Genomic DNA, 17,564 nt, shown 5'->3' with positions numbered 1-17,564 from the left:
GGGACGGTCCCTAGTTGACGGTGCTGGGAGGACTCAGACCGCCGTTCTCCGCGTCCGCTCCATCCTCGTCAGCGCCGTCCGCGTCCGCGGATTCGGGCGCTTCGCCGTAGTCCCAGTCGACGAGCTCGTTCGCGATCTCCTTCATCGCATGCCGGGCGAACTTCGGGCTTTCCCGCTGCATCCGTTCCGGAGCCCCCCGGATCAGTTGCTCGGCTCGCCGCGCGGCCAGGAGCACGTACCGGAACTTGCTGTCGATCTTCTCAGGAATACGTTCCATGTGCATGAAAGTCCGCGAGAACGCGGTCGACGCGTTCTTGCATCCGCCCCCTTCGCTGTCGTTTCTCGAGAATGATGGCTGCCAAGATCCTGCTGGCCGCCTCAGCGCGATCATTGACAATAACATAGTCGTAGTCCCGGACCCGGTCCACCTCGGCCAGCGAACCGGCCAGACGCTGCGCGATCTCGGGCGCGTCGTCCAGGTCCCGCCCCCGTAGCCGCGAGACGAGCGCCTCGTAGCTGGGCGGCATGACGAAGATCCCCCAGACTGCCGTTCGGAGCGCGCCAGCGGCGCCGCCCGGCCGTGACATCACCTGCTTAGCGCCCTGCACGTCGATGTCGAGTAGGACGTCGACTCCTCGCTCGACGCGCGGCAGCACCTCGTCCACCGCCGTGCCGTAGCGATTGCCGTGAACCTCCGCCCACTCCAGGAACCGGCCATCGGCCACCATCCGGTCGAACGTCGCCCGATCAATGAAGTGGTAGTCGTCCCCGTCCCGCTCGTTCTCGCGGGGCCGACGGGTCGTGTGGCTGATCGAGAACTCGACACCGTCGACGAGCGTCATGGCGTGGTGGACCAGGGTGGTCTTGCCGGCGCCTGACGGCGCCGAGAGAATGAACAACTCACCCCTGGGCACGACCGGCTCCTCCCCGGCGTCCGGTTCTCTGTCCACGCCCTTCATCTGCCCGCAGTCATTCGACATTCTGCGCCTGTTCGCGCAACTGCTCGCACAGCACCTTACCTTCGACCACGCCTCGCTGCATCTCGAGATCGCGGCACTTCGAGCCGACCGTGTTCAGTTCCCGCAGGATCTCCTGGCTCAGGAACACGAGCCGCCTCCCGACCGGGCTCCCCTCCTTCATCGCCGTCTCGAAACCCTCGAGATGGCCATCGAGGCGCTCCAGCTCCTCGGCGGTGTCACTACGCTCCACTAGCAGAGCGACCTCCTGCACCAGGCGAGCCGGGTCGAGCGGGTCGCCCACTCCCAGCAGTTCCCCGATCCGACGCTCGAGTTCTCCGGTCGCCTGTCCGATGACCTCGCTCCGGCGCGCCGCCAGAGCACCGACACAGGCGCGCAGGGAAACCAGATTCCCGTTCAGCGAGCCGGCCAGAACCTGCCCTTCCCGTTCCCGTTCGACCACCAGAGCCGCGATCGCGCGCCGGCACGTTTCCATCACCAACGCTCGCTCTTCCGGACCGGCCGCACCGACTCCGGATTCCGCCCGGAGTGCCCGGACCGCGGAGACGAGCTCCCCGGCGCTCAACCCCGAAGTGACGATTCCCCGTCGGCGCCAGCGCCGCACGGTCTGCTGCAGCCGTTCCACGGCCGCGTCCGTCTCGTCGAACCCGGCCGTGTCCCGTGTCGACTCGATCTCGACCCCGATCTCCACCCGACCACGCCGGACCTCGGCGGCGACTGCGGTCCGCAGTTCGTGTTCGAGGGTCCTGAACGGGCTCCGCACCCGTACGACGACATCCAGGTTGCGGTGGTTCACGGACCGCGCCGTGACCGTCACCCGATGGCCGCGGACGGTTGCCGTCGCCTCGCCGTAGCCGGTCATGCTTCTCACCGGCGAGTTGCCCCTTCACGCCCCCGGCGCTCGCCCGGCTCTTCCAGGAGTCCCAGTTCCTCGAGCAGGCAGCCGGCCGCTCGCTCGCTCGCTCCGGACTCGCCCAGGGCCGGCCTCAGTTCGGCCAGCGCCGCGCGCATGGCATCGATGCGGTTTCGACGGCTCAGCAGCCTGGACGCGGCAGCAGCCATCCGTTCGTGATCCGCCTCCGCCTGCAGCAACTCGGGCACGACCTGGCGGCCGAGCACCAGGTTGACGAGGCTGACGAACGGCAGGTCGACCAGGAGACGTCCAACCGCGTAGGTCAGCGGGGATACCCGGTAGACCACGATCATCGGCGTTCCGAGAAGCCCGACCTCGAGAGTGGCCGTTCCGGAGGCGCAGAACGCGAAGTGGGAACCGGCGACCGCGGCGAACCGGTCGGCACGCACAACGTCCAGTTCGTCGCCGTCCAGAGGCCCGCTGGCGATCAGGCGCCGCACGAGTGCCTCGTCAACCGTGGGCGCCAGAATCAGACGAACGCGGCCGGCGCGTTCCGCCGTCCCGACCAGCTCCGCGGCCGCTCGCAGCATGGGCGGCAGGATCCGCAGAACCTCGCTGTTGCGGGAGCCCGGAAGAAGCGCCAGCATCGGCCGCTCCGGAACGCCTTCCTGCCGGTCCCATGCCGATTCGAGCTCCGGTACGTCGTCGACCAGGGGGTGCCCCACGTGATCCACGTGGAGTTCATGTCCCCGGTACACCTCGACCTCGAACGGAAAGAGCACGAGCATCCGGTCGACGAGGCGCGAGATCGTCCGTACGCGCCGCCGCCGCCATGCCCACACCTGGGGCGACACGTAGTACAGAACCGGTATGCCACGGCGGCGCAGGCGACGGGCCAACCTCAGGTTGAAGTCGGGGAAATCAACCAGGACGGCCAGGCTCGGCCGGCGCGTCTCGGAAGCCAGCAACAGCTTGCGGAACACGCGCCGGATGCGCGGCAGTTCGCGGGCAACCTCGGCTATGCCGACGACCGCGACCTCGTCGCTGTGGGCGACCGGCTCCAGGCCGGCCGCTGCCATCGCGTCGCCACCGAGCCCGAAGAAGCGGATTCGCCCTCGGTCCCCGGTCAGACGGGCCGCCGCCTCCATGAGGCCCGCGGCATGACGGTCGCCCGATGCCTCGCCGGCGGAGATCAGAACGCTCAGGGAATCGGCGTTGGCGGCGACCATGGAAACGGGAACATCAACCAGGCGAGCACCAGGCCCCCGCCGACCATGCCGATCATCATCTGCAGGAAGAGCCGCGCCCTGTCCCTGAATCGCCGCCGCCAGAGCACGGCAAAGAACAGGCTGACCTGCAGCGCGTAGATCACCATCAGGGTAAAGTGACTGGTCAGCACTGGTTCAGTCCTTCGAGCCGCTGGCGATGTCCCAGGCGTCGAGTACGGCGAGCAGATTCAGAAGACCGGCGGTGAGCAGGAATGCCTTGCCGTACTCGAAGGTCGAAGTGAGGATGTCGCCTTCGTACTCCACCACGTAGCGGGCGAGAAAGTAGGGAGCCCCGGCGCCCATCGAACTCAGCGTTGCAAGGCGACTGAGCGGCTGCTCGGGAATGACGACGTAGAGATGGCCACGCAACCAGCACCCGAACAGGAAGGAGAACAGGACCACGCCGCAGACAACGACGGCCCGGCGGGGTTTCCTCAGCAACAGGTGACCGGACCCGGGCACGGCCCAGGCCGCGACCGCGACCACAATCTGCCGGACGAGTCCCAGAGGTTGCGGAGGGGAGCCGGCAGGAGGCGGAGTCGTCGTCATGCGTTGCGCGGCGGCGGGCTCGGCCACGGGACCTGGCTGCTTCTCTCAGCCCCGGACGGCCCTACTCGTCCGAGTTGAGACGTTCCCTGAGTTCCTTGCCTGGCTTGAAGTAGGGGATCTTCTTGGACGGGACGTCGACGCGGGCGCCTGTCTTCGGATTCCGGCCGATCCGGGACCCCCGTTCCCGAATGCGGAAGCTCCCGAATCCGCGGAGCTCGATCTTGTCCCCGTCCTTCAGGGAGTCGACGATGCTCTCGAAGACCGTGCTGACGATGACCTCGGCGTCCTTCTTGGTGAGGTTGGCGCTACGGGCGACCTCCTCGACCAACTGGGCCTTCGTCACGCCGTGGCGGATGTCGGAAGGGAACTGGATCGCGTCTTTCATTCTCGGCTCCTCCCACAGATCCAACAGGTCCTAGCCGGTCCCCTCCGGTTCCTCGTCCGACGGACTCTCGCTGGCGGCGGCTTCCGGCCCGGCCTCGTCGGCCGCCTCGTCGGCCTCTTCAACTTCATCACTCTCCGCAGGGGCCGCGCTCATCTCCGCGATGTCCTCGGCACCGTCCTCCGTGGCCGCTTCCGCCGGCTCTTCCGCCTCGGACGCCTCGACCTCGCTGGCGACGTCCTCTTCCTCGGCGTCCTCCTCGGCTTCTTCCTCCGCCGCGGCCGCCGCGGCACGGGCCTCGGCCAGCTTCCGCTCCCGTTCCGCGGACAGCTCCTCAGCCTCTTCGTCGCTCAGCTCGGTCACGCCACGCAACGTCAGCCCGACCTTCTTGTCCTCGTCCTCGATGCGCAGGATCCGCGCACGGACGAACTCACCGATCCGGTAGTGGTCCTCGAGCTTGCCCCCCGGAACATCCACTTCGCTGACATGGGCCAGCCCTTCCAGCCCGTCGTAGACGTCGATGAAGAGCCCGAAGTCCGTCACGTTGACCACTCTGCCGACGATGTCGTCGCCGACGCTGTGGCCATCCACGAAGTCCTGCCACTCGTTCGGCAGGAAGTCCTTGATCGAGAGGGACACCCGTTGGCCCGTGACGTCGATGTTGGTGATCCGGGCCCGAACGGCGTCGCCCTTGGCGAGAACTTCGCTCGGATGCTTGACCCGCTTGGTCCAACTCATGTCCGAGACATGGACCAGCCCGTCGATCTCCTCCGTGATCTCCACGAAGGCCCCGAACTCGGTCAGGTTCCTGACGCGGCCCTCCACGATCGTGCCGACCGGGAAGCGGGCCGCCAGATCCTCCCAGGGATTCGACTCGACCTGTCGCAAGGAAAGACTGATCCGGCGCTGACTCATGTCGAGTTCCGACACGATCGCGTCGACTTCCTGACCGACGCTGACGATCTTCGACGGCGGCACGACCTTCTTCGTCCACGACATCTCGCTCACATGGACCAGGCCTTCGACACCCTCCTCGAGTTCGACGAAGGCGCCGTAGTCGACCAGGCTGACGACCCGGCCCCGCACCCGTGAACCCAGGGGGTACTTCTTGTCGACCAGAGTCCAGGGATCCTCGGTCGTCTGCTTGAATCCGAGCGAGACGCGCTCCGTCTCGGGATCGAAGCGCAGAACGACGACTTCGACCTCGTCGCCCACGGCGAAGTGTTCCGAAGGATGGTTCACACGGCCCCAGGAAATGTCCGTGATGTGGAGCAGGCCGTCGATACCGCCCAGGTCCACGAACACGCCATAGTCGGTGATGTTCTTGACCACGCCCGGTAGCCGCACACCCTCCTTCAACTTCGTCAGGGTCTCGGCCTTCCTCTTGGCGTACTCCTTCTCGAGCACCGCGCGGCGCGACAGAACGATGTTGTTGCGGCGACGGTCCAGGCTGATCACCTTGAACTCGAGTTCCTCACCCTTGAACGACTCGAGGTACTTGACCGGCTTGATGTCGACCAGGGAACCCGGCAGGAAGGCACGCAGACCGACATCGACCGTCAGCCCTCCCTTGATCCGGTCGATCACACGGCCCTTGATGACCTTGCCTTCCTTGAAGCTCGTCTCGACCTGGGCCCAGATGCGCATGCGTTCGGCCTTGACCTTCGAGAGCATCACATGCCCGTCAGCACCTTCCGTCTGCTCGAGCAGGACCTCGACTTCGTCGCCGACGCTGATCTGGAGCTTGCCGTCCCGAGAGGTGAACTCGTGAATCGGTACCAGTCCCTCGGACTTGTAGCCGACATCGACGACGACGTCGTTGGCTGTGATCGCGATCACCGTTCCCGCAACGATCTCGCCTTCGTTGAGATGCCGCATGCTGTCGTCGTACATCTCGACGAGCTGTTCGTAGGACAGATTGTCCCCGTCCTGTGCCTGCGCTTCCGGGGGAAGCGCGTCCGCTGGGGACGCTTCCAGGGGAAGCGCCTTTGCGGAGGACGCCTCCGGCGGAGGCGCCTTGGTCGTGTGTTCTTCAGTGGGTTCCATGGGTTCCTGTGTTCTCGCCGCAGTGTCTCGACGGCAGCGGTAGGCGTTTCAAGGTGCTTCGGGCGGCGACAGTCGACCCCTGGACGAACCACCACTGGCAGTCGCCTGAGGACGAACCGGCGCCGGGGTCAGACGAACAAGTATAGGGACGCGGCACTACGTGGTCAACCGCTTGGAGGTTCTCGAAGCGGCTCGATTCGACCGCCCTTAGTCCCTGATTTCAAGCAACTTACGGCCCTCGTCGCCGTTCCCGGCCAAGCGACGCAGCGACCAGTCCGCATGGCTGCCGACGACCGGATCGTCGCTCTCCCGAGCCCGTTCGAGGGCCGCGGCATAGGCCGGATCCGCCCGATTGCCCATCGCCACGGCCGCGTTGCGTCGCAGGCCCGACCTGCCCGCGCGCTTCATCGGGCTATGCCGGAAGCGGTTGCGGTAGCCGTCCTCGGAGATCGACAGGAGGGCGGCCAGGTCCAGTTCGGCGCGGTCTGGCGGAAGCCCGAAGAGTCCGACCCGCTGCCGTTCGACGGGGGCCGCCCGGTGCTGGTTCCAGGGGCAGACCTCCTGGCAGATGTCGCAGCCGAACACCCAGTCGCCGACCATCGCCCGCGCCCTCTCCGGCAACTCCCCGCGGTGCTCGATCGTCCAGTAACTGATGCATCGCTCCGCGTCCAGCACGTAGGGTTCCGGCAGTGCTCCGGTCGGACAGGCCTCGAGGCACCGCCGGCAGTCTCCGCAGAGGTCCTCCGCCAGCGGCTCGCTCGGTTCGAGCTCCAGGGTCAGGAACAGTTCACCAAGCAGGAACCAGGAGCCGCTCCGGTCGAGCAACTGGGTGTTCTTGGCCACGGCGCCGAGGCCGGCCCGCGCCGCCAGGGTCCGTTCCAGCACGGGCCCCGTGTCGACGTAGAGGCGAGTGCCGGCACCCGGGAACGCCTCCCGGATACGCGTGGAGAGCCGCCGCAGCCTGCGCTCCATCACGTCGTGGTAGTCGTCGCCACGGGCATAGCGCGCCACCCGTGGCCACAGGTCGCCCGCCGGTTCCGGCTCCCCTTCCAGGGGGTGGTAGTGCAGCGCGACACAGAGCGCCGACCTGGCGCCGTCGAGAAGCGTTGCCGGGACCACCCGACGGTTCGGGCGGCGGCCGAGCCAGGCCATCGAGGCGAAGAGGCCCCGTTCCAGCCTGCGCAGGAAGGCGGAACCGGTTCCGGCCTGCGGCTCCAGCGTGGTGATGCCCGCGCGGTCGAACCCCGCTTCGAGCGCCCAGCCGACCAGCAAGTCGGCTCGGCTGCCCGGGTTGGCGGGACCCTCGCTCACCGGCGGTCCGCCGGCGGCGCGAGGACCTCGAAGCGGGTAGGATGGTCGTCTTCCGGACCGGCCGGCACATCCTCCGTCGTCTCCTGCCGCCAGTCGTCGAGCGGAGACAGATCGACCGCCGTGTCTCCTTCGACCTCAGCCAGTACACGCGTCAGGTACACGCGGTCCGCGAACCGGAACGCCGCGCTGAACAACGCGGCGCCGCCGATGACGAAGAGTTCCTCCTCGCCCGCCTGGCGGGCCGCCTCGACCGCCGCTTCGAGCGAGTGCCGCACCTCGGCTCCGGGAGCCCCGAACCCAGCCTGCCTGCTCAGCACGACACACGTCCTGCGCGGCAGTGGCCGGCAGCCGATCTCCTCCCAGGTGCGCCGCCCCATCACCACGTGGTGGCCCGTGGTCAGCCGCTTGAAACGCCGGACGTCGGTCTTGAGCTGCCAGGGCAGTTGACCCTCGAGACCGATGACGCCGTTGGTCGCCGCGGCGAGAATGGCCGAAACTCTCACTGCCCTTCCCCCTCCCGTCGCCTCAGACCGCGACCGCGGCCCGGATCGGCGGATGGGGCTCGTAGCCCACGAGTTCGAAATCGTCGAGCGTGAAGTCGAACACGGAGTCGACGTCCGGGTTGATCAGCATCCTGGGCAGCAGACGGGGTTTCCGGGTCAGTTGTTCGCGCGCCTGGTCCTCGTGGTTTCTGTACAGGTGGGCGTCGCCGAACGTATGGACGAACTCCCCGGCCTCCAGCCCGCAGATCCGCGCGACCATCATCAGGAGCAGCGCGTAGGACGCAATGTTGAAGGGCACTCCCAGAAAGAGATCGCCGCTCCGCTGGTAGAGCTGGCATGACAGACGCCCGGCGGCGACGTAGAACTGGAACAGCGCGTGACAGGGCGGCAAGGCCATCGAGTCGACCTCGGCGACGTTCCAGGCGCTGACGATCAGGCGTCGTGACGTCGGCTCGGTCCGGATGCGCTCGATCACCGCGGCGATCTGGTCGATCGACCGGCCGTCCGGGGTCGGCCATGAACGCCATTGAGAACCGTAGACGGGGCCGAGGTCGCCGTGCTCGTCCGCCCATTCGTCCCAGATCGACACGCCGTGGCGGTGCAGATAGTCGACGTTCGTGTCGCCGCGAAGGAACCACAGCAGCTCGACGATGATCGACCGCAGGTGCAGGCGCTTCGTCGTCAGCACGGGAAACCCGTCCGCGAGGTCGTAGCGCAACTGCCGACCGAACACACTGCGGGTCCCCGTGCCCGTGCGGTCGTCGCGGACCACGCCCTGGTCGAGCACCTCCTGCAGCAGGTCCAGGTACTGGCGCATCGCGGTCGTCTCAGGTTCCGGTCCGCGGCAACCGGCGATCGCCCGAACGGCTCAGCACTCCCCTACTCCGCCGGTGAGATCCGCAGGTTGCGGAAGTGGGCCACGGTGGAACCTTCCATCCACAGTGCGACCTTGCCCCGGCCGTCCGCTCCGGACTTCAGATCGTTGACGATCAGGGTCGGCTGGGCGGCGCCGTTCACGTACAGCCGGGCCTTCTCGCCCGTCACCTCGATCTTCACGGCGATCCATTCCGCCGGACCGATGTCCACGTAGGTCTCGTACTGCCCCGGTGTCTCCGCGCGCAACCGGAACCAGGTCCAGTGCGGGTGCGAGATGTACTGCGCGCTGTGATTGCGGCGGAGCTGGTCCTCCGCCCGGCCGTTGGTCGGCCGCACGTAGAAGCAATCGTAGGTCTCGCCGTCCTCCTGGAGCCGGAAAGCAACGCCGACGAAGCCGCGCGCGCCACCCTGGGCGCCCGGCGCCGGCTGGCCGGCCAGTTCGACCTCGATCGTGCCATTGCCGAACGGCACGTCCTCGACGATCGCGAGGAAGTCCCTCCGCGACTCTTCGAACGCTGCCGGACCCGGTCTCTCGCCACGGGCCCGCAGTTCCGCCATCACCTCCTGGCGCTCCGCCGCGATCGCCCCGAGCACCTCCGGATCGCCGGCAACGCGCAGCGCGGAACGGCCGTCGAGAGCTTCAGGGCGGACTTCGACGTTGAGGAGCCGGAAGTCGCTGGCCGAAGGCACGTCCCGGTGGAATCCGACGTCCTGGCTCAGGACCGGAAACGCGGCCGGAATCGAGATGAGAACGAGAGCTATTCCGAGACGACAAACAGACAACGGTCTTCCTCCGCAGGCCTCACACTAGCAGCCGTAACAGCGCCGTCCTCTGCTCTTCGTCGGCAACGCCGACGAATCTGCGGCGCAACCGCCGCCGCAGGTACGAACACTCCCAGCGTGGCCGGTGAAGGCCGTAGTAGCGCAACTGGGAAGCACGGTAGTAGCGTTCCACATCGGGTGAAAGGAGCCGCTTCCCTCGCCGCCCCGTCGTGACGCCGCGCGAGTGCCAGGCCCGGGCCCCTTCCACCTGCCGCTGCCGCCAACCGGCGCGAGCGAAGCGAAGCCCCAGATCCGCGTCCTCGAAGTAGAGGAAGAAACCCTCATCGAAGCCCCCGACTTCCTCGAACGCGCTTCGGCGAACGAGCACGCAGGCGGCCGAGAACCAACCTTGCCCGAGCAGCGGCCGGAGCAGCCGTGGCAGCAACACGTGGTTCCAGGCCCTCCCCGCGAACCGGTTGCGAGACTTCTGGATCGCCTCCCCCACCACTCCCACCGGGGGCGCCCAGCCCAACTGCAGCGAGCCGTCCGGGTAGTGAAGGCCGGGAGCGGCGGCACCGAGCCTGGAATCCGCCTCCAGGGCTTCCACCAGGCGCCGCAGTGACGTCGCATCGATCCAGGCGTCCGGATTGAGCAGCAGCAGGCAACGACCCGTAGTCTCCCGAGCCGCCAGGTTGCACGCCGCGCCGAAGCCCAGGTTGCGCGCAGACGCGATCAGCCGCACAGCCGGCTCCCCCTCAAGTTCCCGCACCGCCTCCAGAGAACCGTCAGTCGAGGCATTGTCCACGACGACGATCTCCAGCCCGCCGCTTCCCGTCCGCCACTCGTCGGCCACCGAGCGCAGGCGCTCCAGGCAATGGGCAAGATGAAGGCCGGCATTGTGGTTCACGATCAGAACGCTGACCGCCGGGACGTCACGCGCGCTCACGGCCGTCTCCCCTGCGCCGCCCGCCAGGCCGTCTCGACCTCGATCGCGAACGTTTCCGCCGCCCGGGCCCATGTCAGCGACCGAACGCGCTCGGGGCCCTGAACCTCCGTGACGCGCCGCGCCTCGCGGTCGAACAGCAGCTTACGCAGGCCGTCGGTCACGCCATCGACGTCGAGCCGGTCGCACCTGAGCGGATAGTCCGGCCAGAGGTCGAGTAGTGCCGGCGCGTCCGAAACGAGCGCCGGCACGCCGGCCGCCAGCGATTCGAGCGGAGGTAGCCCGTAACCCTCGTACTCCGACACATAGATGGTCCCGACCGCGCCCGCATACAGCTCGGGGAGAGCCTGGTCGTCCACGTAGCCGATCCGGATCACGCGGTCGGCGCAGCCGCCCGAGCGAATCATGCGATCCAGGTCATCCGGCCTCGGCAACTGGTTCGCGCCGGCGATGACGAGCTGGAGCTCTTCGATGGACCGATCGCCAGCACCCGCCGCCACCCCGGCCGGCACCGCCTCATCCAACAGCCGGGTGAGGCCGGCCAGCACCAGGTCCAGTCGACGCCGAGGCAGGATGGAGCCCGGAACCAGCAGATAGGGCTGTCGGACACCCAGCCCCGCGAGGTTCTCTCTCGCTCCCGTGCCGCGAGAAGGGGATTGCCCGGCCTGCGCGAACCGGGGCGCCACGCCCAGGGGCGCGACCGCGATCCGTTCCTCCGGTACACCGTAGCGCCGCTGAAGTTCGGCGGCGGTACGGTCCGTGTCGGTCAGCACCCTGGTCGCCGAGCGGGCCGCGCGGCGTGCGAGGAAGCGCCGCCGCCACCTCTCCCTGAAGCTGAAGTCGCCCGGCAGGACCTCGAACGACACGTCGTGAATCGTGACGAGCGAAGGACGGGAAGCCCCGCCAGGCAGGCTGTAGCCCGGCGAGAAGAGCAGGTCCACGGGCCGACGCCGAAGGATGCGGGGCAGTCGGACCTGCTCCCAGAGGATCGGATGCGCATCGGCGCGGCGATCGAAGACGGCCTCGCAGGTACAACCCCCCGCCTTCTCTCCGGTCCACAACGGATGCTCGAAGGAGTCGCCCTTAAAGAACAGTCTCAGTCGCCAGTCACGCGTCCGGGACGTCCCGCGGAGAGCCGTCAAGAGTTCCTCGAGGTACCTCCCCACGCCGGTCGGCTCGCCCTCCATCTCGTAGGCTACGACGCCGATCGACGCCGGCCCCGCAGCCCCCTGCGTCATAGGGATCCGACGGTCCGTGCGCCGCCCCCGCCTGTCATGTCGTCGTAGATGCCGATCACCTCCTCGGCTGCCCGCCGCCAGGAGAAGGTGGCCGCGCGCTCCAGACCGGCCTGGCGGTAGCGATCGCGCAGCGAGGTCTCCCGCAGCAGGGCGTCGAGGCCGTGCCGGATCGCCGCCGCATCGTACGGGTCGACGCACAGGGCAGCATCTCCGGCCACCTCGACCAGCGACGACCGGTTCGAAGTAAGGACCGGCGTCCCGCAGGCCATCGCTTCCACTACCGGCAACCCGAAACCCTCGACCAGCGACGGATAGGCCACCACCGAGGCCGCATTGTAGAGAGCGATCAGGTCCTCCTCCGACACGGCGCCGAGGCGGCGCACGAAGTCCGGCCAATCGCCCGCGAACACGGCCTCCCGCTTCCAGCCGCCGCCGCCGACCAACGCCAGCGGAACGCGAGTGCGCAGATCGGCACCGAGACCGCCGTAGGCCTCGATCAGCCGGGCGATGTTCTTGCGCGGTTCCAGCGTTCCCACCGAGAGGACGAACGGCCCGTCGAGACCGAAGCGCTCGGCGAGCCGCCGCCTCGCCGCCTCCAGGCCGGCGCCATCGAATCTCGCGAAGGCGGCCGAGGCCGCCTCGTAGACGACCCGCAGCCGATCATCCGGCAACACGAACCACTTCCGCACCTCCTCGGCCGTGGCCTCCGAGACGGCGAGGATCGTCGCGCCCTGTGAGACCGCTCGCAGGGTCGCCAGCAGGCACTGGTTCCGGTTCGCCGGCACGTGAAACCGAGGGTGAGTGAGAAAGGTCAGATCGTGGATGGTGAACACGACCGGTCCCTCGAAACAAGCGGGGTCGGCGAAGGTCGGAATGTGGAACAGATCGAGATCCCGGCGCCGCGGCCAGCGGCCCGGTCCACGCCGGACGTTGCCCGGCAGTCCCTCCAGAAGCCGCTTCCAGTCGCCTGCGTCGACTTCCGCGTCGAGCGCATACAGAACGAGGCCCGGCCTGCCGCCCCGCTCCTCCGACAGCTCCGCCAGCGCCTCCAGCAGGCTGGCTGAGTACCTGGCTACGCCGTCCCGAGGCCCGAACAGCTTGCTCACGTCGAAACCGACGCGCATGCGACCTCAGGTACTCCGTGCTTCCCGCCTCACCTCGGCGCGAATCCCCCTGGCCACCGATCGCAGCTTCCTCGCGGCGCCGGCCCTCAGGTGTCCGGCGCTCTCGAGTTGCTCGATCAACGGCAGGATGTCGGCGTGAAGCGGATCCACCCTCGCGACCTCCTTCGCCCGTGCCCACACCGCGATGCGAAACCGATCATAGGCGCCCGCGCCGATGACGCGGCGCAGCGCCAACCGCAACGGCCGCGCAGGGCCGGAACGGGCAAGGCGTCCCAAGAAGGCAACGATGACCCGCCCCATGGCACGGGGAGGGTACAACAACCGGAGGGACTACACGTCGAGAACCGCCACCAGGCCGATGACCTCGTCGTACAGAGCCGAACGCTGCCGGCGCAGCCGCTTCACCGTATCCCTGCGAAAACCGCCGACCCAGAGCGCTCGCAGACCGTGACCGAGCTCAGCGATGAACCGGTGGTAGCGGAGGCCCAGCAGGGCGGACAGCACGCACAGGGCCAGCATCCCCGTGACTCGTGCCCACAGAGCCTCGGGCCTCCAGTCGAAGCCGGGCAGAGGCTCGGTCCAGGCCAGACCCACGGCCAGGCTAGCCGCCATCCAGGCCATCGGCAGGATGATCAGTCCCAGGAACATCTTCAGGCCCGCCTGTTCCTTGCGGGTCACGGACAGCTTTCTCGCACCGAGTGCGACGAGCAGCGCGGCCGGGAGGTTGACGAGGTTGCCGATCAGAACGACCGTCGGCAACAGCAGGAGCATGAGCAGCGCTTCGGCGCCAAGGAGAATCACGCGCCAGACCGTGCGCCCGAGCGGAGCGCCATCCAGGTCCCGGTCGCTCAGGCCCAGCAACCGCAGCGCCTCCCCGTAGCGCGTTACGCGGGCGACGAGCCGGTCCACGACGCAGGGGTCGATCGCGCGCTGCTTTCGATACCCCGCCCAGACCCGCGCGAAGCCCTCATCCCGCTCCTGCATCGGCGCCCGCCGAAGCCGCGGAACGCCTTCACGCGCCGCCTGCTCCGCGCGCACCAGGGACCGCACCTGTTCCATTGCCCGGTGAAGCTCCCAGCTCTCGGTTGGATGGGTGACCTCGATCAGGTGCTGCTGGATCAGCACGGTCAGGCGGTCGACGAAGGTCTCCGGCCGCAGATCTTCCGGCAGTTCGACCGGCGGATAGAACGCGAGCAGAGCCCGGGAACGGAAAGCGTGCTTGCGTTCGTAGTGAAGTCCCACCGGCACCAGCAGGGGATCGCCGCCGCCCTCCTGGGCGAGCTGGAACAGCCGCGCCGCACCGGCCCGCAGTTCGAGCAGCTGGGGCTCGTCGTGCGTTGCGCCTTCCGGAAAGATGGCGACGAAGGACTGCCGCGCGGCGGCGGCCAGCGCGCCGAGGCTCCGATGGTTCGCCGCCCGCCGCTCCTCGTCGCTCATGCGGGCGCCCGGTTCGCCCCGATCCCGGCGACGATACAGCGGCACCGCGCCGGCTCCGCGCAACAACCAGCCGACGATCGGAAGTCGAAACAGGCCGTGGCGCGCGCCGAACGTGACCGGGCGAGGACCGAAGCCGAGAAGAAGAATGCCGTCGGCCAGACCGTTCGGGTGCCAGGCAACGAGCAGACCGCCTCCGTCCCGCGGCACGTTCTCGCTGCCGACCACCTCGACACTGCGAAAGAACAGCCTCGCCAGCAGCCGCAGAAACCACCTGAGGCCTCGCATCCTGAGCCCGCGCTCGACCGCCGCAACCACCTCCCGACCACGCTCCGTCCGATCGCCGGCAGTCTACGCCACAGACTACGCCTGAACCGTCCGACCGGTCGGTTGCTTGACAACTTCCGGCCGCCCCCCTACGGTGGTTTCACCGATGAGACGGAAGGAGGTTCCATGACACCACCGGGCCATCTTCAGCCCCCGGTTGCCCCGACGCTGACCGGCGCGGGAGCCAAGCCGGGGGCCGCCGAGTCCAGGGCTTGAATGGACCCATGACTTCCGGCCGCTCGACCGTCGCCTGAACCGCCCGAGCCGTCCGAACGGACGGCGCCGAGGCAAGCCAGAACGAGTCGGGGCCCACTGGGCATAGACCGCCCACCGCGAAAACGCATCCCTCCAGGCCCGGGACACTCTGAGAGCGCAGGCCGTTCGCCTGCGCTCTCATTGCGTTTGGGTGGTCGAGCCGGTTTCTGGAGCTGCCTTGCGTCTTAGTCCATGTGATCGCGTACATGAACTCCGCGACGCCCTGGGGCGTCGAAGCGCGGGAGGTCCAGGTGGAAGTCGCGGCCTACTTCGGCCTACCGGCGATGCAGTTGATCGGCTTGCCCGACACCGCGGTACGGGAGAGCCGTGACCGCGTACGGGCGGCGATCCGGAGCAGCGGCTACGACCTTCAGAGCCGCAACGTCGTCATCAACCTGGCACCCGCGGATCTGCGCAAGGAGGGCAACCAGCTCGACCTGCCGATCGCTCTCGGGCTGCTGACCGCCAATCGCGAACTCACCGCCGAGTCTCTCGAGGGCCGGATGGCCTGTGGCGAACTGGGCCTCGACGGCGAGGTGCGCCCGGTTCGGGGTGCTCTGTCCATCACGGAGCTGGCGGGGAGACTCGGCATCCGTGAAGTCCTTCTGCCGGCGGCGAACAGCCGGCAGGCCGCTTCAATCATCGGAACGAAGGTGATCCCCGTCGCCCACCTCCGTGAGGCGATCGAACACCTGACCGGCGACCGGGTGCTCACGCCGGCGACGGCCATGCCGCCACAGAGGAGCACAGACGGCACGGAGCCCGACTTCTCGGACGTCCGCGGCCAGGAAACGGCCAAGCGGGCCCTGGAGATCGCCGCGGCCGGCGGGCACAACGTCCTCTTCGTCGGGCCGCCGGGAACCGGCAAGACGATGCTTGCCCGGCGTCTGCCCGGCATCCTGCCGCCGCTCACCGGCGCGGAGGCGATCACGGTGACGAAGATCCACTCCCTGTCCGGCCTCGCGCACGGCGCCGGGGGACTGGTCTGGACTCGCCCCTTCCGCAGCCCGCACGCCGGCGTCTCCTCGTCGGGCCTGATCGGCGGCGGATCGGTTCCCCGACCCGGGGAGATCAGCCTGGCGCACGCCGGCGTGCTGTTCCTGGACGAACTGCCCGAGTTCCGGCGGGATGCGCTCGAGGCGCTTCGCCAGCCGCTCGAGGACGGCGCCGTCACGGTCGTCCGGGCGAAAGCCCGGCTCACCTTCCCCGCCCGCTTTACCCTGGTCGCCGCCTGCAACCCCTGCCGCTGCGGCCACCTCGGTGATCCGCGGGCGGAGTGCGTCTGCGCGGCGGGAGACATCGACCGCTATCGACGCCAGCTCTCCGGTCCCTTGCTCGACCGGATCGATCTCCACGTCGAGATGCCGGTTCCCAGCCTGGAAGACCTGAAGGGACCGGCCTGCGAGAGTTCCGCCGAGATCGCGGAGAGGGTGGCGGCGGCCCGCCGCACCCAGGCCTTCCGCTTCCCCACCGGCCATCCGGAGCCCCTGAACAGCGCGATGTCGCGCCGGGATCTGGAAGAGCACTGCCAACCGACCGAAGCAGCCCAGAGCCTGCTCGACGCGGCCTTCGAGCGTCTGGCCATGTCGGCCAGGGCACTGGCCAGAGCACTCAAGGTGGCTCGCACGATTGCCGATCTGGACTCCTCCCCGCGGATCGACGTCACCCACGTTGCGGAGGCGATTCAGTACCGGCCGCTGGACCGCCGCAACCCATGACGCCGACGCGCACGGCGGCCGGGCGGGGCTACCCTCCGCCTCGCCCGGCCGCCGCTCTGACGACTCAGGTGTTTGCTGCTAAAATCGATCCCGGTCGATATGCCGCACAGGACTCACACGATCGTTTTCGTCCCTCACTCAATGAGGCGAACGCGGCAGTTCCGGATCAGCAGCCGCTGGTTGGCCGCCATCGCGGTGGCCGCCGGGCTCGTGCTCGGCGTTACGGGCTGGGTTACCGTCTATCAGGTCCGATCGGCGGTCCAGCTCCGCGACCTGGAACGGATACAGCGCGAGAACGTGGATCTGCGCCGCTCCAACGCCTCCTTCGAGTCAAGCGTCTCCCGCCTGCAGCAGGCCTTGACCGAGGCGGAGGACCGCACTCGCGATCTCGCGATCGTCGCCGGACTCGAGCAGATCGTCGGCGGCGAGCCGGAGAGTCGACTGTCGGAAGCCGGCGCCGGGGGCACCTTCACGAGCCTGAAGACGCCGGACAGTTCCGATCTTTCCCTGCTGGAGGCACGAGCGTCGCTGCTCGGAGGTCAGCTCGACGCCGTCGACGGCGCGTTCCAGGAACGTCAGCTCGTCCTCGACTCGACCCCGATGACCTGGCCGGTGCGCGGTGTGATCAACAGTGGCTTCGGATTCCGACGCGATCCGATCACCGGCCAGCGAGCCCACCACTCCGGTCTCGACATCTCCGCGGATCGCGGTTTTCCGGTGCGCGCGACAGCGGACGGGATCATCGTCCGCGCGGAGCGGATGGGCAACCTGGGCCGGGCCGTCTATGTGCTCCACCGCTTCGGCTACGAGACGCGGTACGGGCACCTGGCCGAGATCCTCGTCGAGGAGGGCCAGGAGGTCCATCGCGGCGATGTCCTGGGCAGGGTCGGCAACTCCGGACGGGCGACGGGTTACCACCTGCACTACGAGGTTCGGCTCGAAGGTGACCCCCGCAACCCGTTCGAGTATCTGCGGGACCAGGGCTGAGGGCCCGCTGC

Annotated in this window: 19 protein-coding genes; 2 read left to right on the top strand and 17 right to left on the bottom strand. The window is 68.3% G+C overall.

Features of this window, described 5'->3' with window-relative positions; translation table 11 throughout:
• Positions 1-10: 10 nt before the first annotated feature.
• The 17 genes from rpoZ to OXI49_07815 form a co-directional block, all read right to left on the bottom strand.
• A complete protein-coding gene (gene rpoZ, locus OXI49_07895; GenBank protein MDE2690424.1) occupies positions 11-277 on the bottom strand; it encodes a DNA-directed RNA polymerase subunit omega in 267 nt (88 codons plus the stop codon).
• Positions 261-959 (bottom strand): guanylate kinase, encoded by a 699-nt coding sequence (gmk, locus tag OXI49_07890; GenBank protein ID MDE2690423.1) that lies wholly within the window; start codon positions 957-959, stop codon positions 261-263. Before gmk ends, rpoZ begins: the two co-directional genes overlap by 17 nt.
• 10 nt (positions 960-969) lie before the next feature.
• On the bottom strand, positions 970-1,839 hold the full coding sequence (locus OXI49_07885; GenBank protein MDE2690422.1) for a DUF1732 domain-containing protein: 870 nt from the start codon (positions 1,837-1,839) through the stop codon (positions 970-972).
• Between the two features lie 5 nt (positions 1,840-1,844).
• Complete coding sequence (gene lpxB, locus OXI49_07880; protein ID MDE2690421.1) at positions 1,845-3,059, bottom strand: lipid-A-disaccharide synthase; 1,215 nt, start codon at positions 3,057-3,059, stop codon at positions 1,845-1,847.
• On the bottom strand, positions 3,032-3,229 hold the full coding sequence (locus OXI49_07875; GenBank protein MDE2690420.1) for a hypothetical protein: 198 nt from the start codon (positions 3,227-3,229) through the stop codon (positions 3,032-3,034). The genes lpxB and OXI49_07875 overlap by 28 nt, the downstream gene beginning before the upstream one ends.
• 4 nt (positions 3,230-3,233) lie before the next feature.
• Positions 3,234-3,647 (bottom strand): hypothetical protein, encoded by a 414-nt coding sequence (locus OXI49_07870; GenBank protein ID MDE2690419.1) that lies wholly within the window; start codon positions 3,645-3,647, stop codon positions 3,234-3,236.
• Positions 3,648-3,708: 61 nt separating this feature from the next.
• Entirely contained in the window at positions 3,709-3,990 is a 282-nt protein-coding gene (locus OXI49_07865) for an integration host factor subunit beta (GenBank protein ID MDE2690418.1), read from the bottom strand.
• Between the two features lie 72 nt (positions 3,991-4,062).
• On the bottom strand, positions 4,063-6,075 hold the full coding sequence (locus tag OXI49_07860) for a 30S ribosomal protein S1 (protein ID MDE2690417.1): 2,013 nt from the start codon (positions 6,073-6,075) through the stop codon (positions 4,063-4,065).
• Positions 6,076-6,282: 207 nt separating this feature from the next.
• A complete protein-coding gene (gene queG, locus OXI49_07855) occupies positions 6,283-7,386 on the bottom strand; it encodes a tRNA epoxyqueuosine(34) reductase QueG (GenBank protein MDE2690416.1) in 1,104 nt (367 codons plus the stop codon).
• Positions 7,383-7,889: a dihydrofolate reductase gene (locus tag OXI49_07850; GenBank protein ID MDE2690415.1), complete on the bottom strand. Its 507-nt coding sequence runs from the start codon at positions 7,887-7,889 to the stop codon at positions 7,383-7,385. Before OXI49_07850 ends, queG begins: the two co-directional genes overlap by 4 nt.
• Before the next feature lie 22 nt (positions 7,890-7,911).
• The gene (locus OXI49_07845; protein MDE2690414.1) at positions 7,912-8,706 is read right to left on the bottom strand and encodes a thymidylate synthase; all 795 of its coding nucleotides are present in this window, start codon (positions 8,704-8,706) and stop codon (positions 7,912-7,914) included.
• Positions 8,707-8,768: 62 nt separating this feature from the next.
• Complete coding sequence (locus tag OXI49_07840) at positions 8,769-9,548, bottom strand: DUF1080 domain-containing protein (protein MDE2690413.1); 780 nt, start codon at positions 9,546-9,548, stop codon at positions 8,769-8,771.
• Positions 9,549-9,567: 19 nt separating this feature from the next.
• Positions 9,568-10,473 carry a glycosyltransferase family 2 protein gene (locus OXI49_07835; GenBank protein ID MDE2690412.1) on the bottom strand — a complete coding sequence of 302 codons (906 nt, stop codon included), beginning with the start codon at positions 10,471-10,473 and terminating at the stop codon, positions 9,568-9,570.
• Complete coding sequence (locus OXI49_07830; protein MDE2690411.1) at positions 10,470-11,708, bottom strand: glycosyltransferase family 1 protein; 1,239 nt, start codon at positions 11,706-11,708, stop codon at positions 10,470-10,472. Before OXI49_07830 ends, OXI49_07835 begins: the two co-directional genes overlap by 4 nt.
• Positions 11,705-12,832: a glycosyltransferase family 1 protein gene (locus tag OXI49_07825; protein ID MDE2690410.1), complete on the bottom strand. Its 1,128-nt coding sequence runs from the start codon at positions 12,830-12,832 to the stop codon at positions 11,705-11,707. Before OXI49_07825 ends, OXI49_07830 begins: the two co-directional genes overlap by 4 nt.
• Before the next feature lie 6 nt (positions 12,833-12,838).
• Positions 12,839-13,066, bottom strand: coding sequence for a hypothetical protein (locus OXI49_07820; GenBank protein ID MDE2690409.1), 228 nt, complete (start codon positions 13,064-13,066; stop codon positions 12,839-12,841).
• Positions 13,067-13,162: 96 nt separating this feature from the next.
• Complete coding sequence (locus OXI49_07815; protein MDE2690408.1) at positions 13,163-14,584, bottom strand: 1-acyl-sn-glycerol-3-phosphate acyltransferase; 1,422 nt, start codon at positions 14,582-14,584, stop codon at positions 13,163-13,165.
• A gap of 470 nt (positions 14,585-15,054) precedes the next feature.
• Here OXI49_07815 and OXI49_07810 point away from each other — a divergent pair, with 470 nt between their 5' ends.
• Together OXI49_07810 and OXI49_07805 are read left to right on the top strand one after the other, a co-directional pair.
• The gene (locus OXI49_07810) at positions 15,055-16,566 is read left to right on the top strand and encodes a YifB family Mg chelatase-like AAA ATPase (GenBank protein ID MDE2690407.1); all 1,512 of its coding nucleotides are present in this window, start codon (positions 15,055-15,057) and stop codon (positions 16,564-16,566) included.
• 141 nt (positions 16,567-16,707) lie between these two features.
• Positions 16,708-17,553, top strand: coding sequence for a M23 family metallopeptidase (locus tag OXI49_07805; GenBank protein MDE2690406.1), 846 nt, complete (start codon positions 16,708-16,710; stop codon positions 17,551-17,553).
• Positions 17,554-17,564 lie beyond the last annotated feature (11 nt).

Source organism: Acidobacteriota bacterium, assembly GCA_028875725.1.
Lineage (GTDB): Bacteria > Acidobacteriota > Thermoanaerobaculia > Multivoradales > Multivoraceae > Multivorans.
Note: the sequence above shows the minus strand (reverse complement) of the source record. Positions and strands in the feature narration are given on the sequence as shown.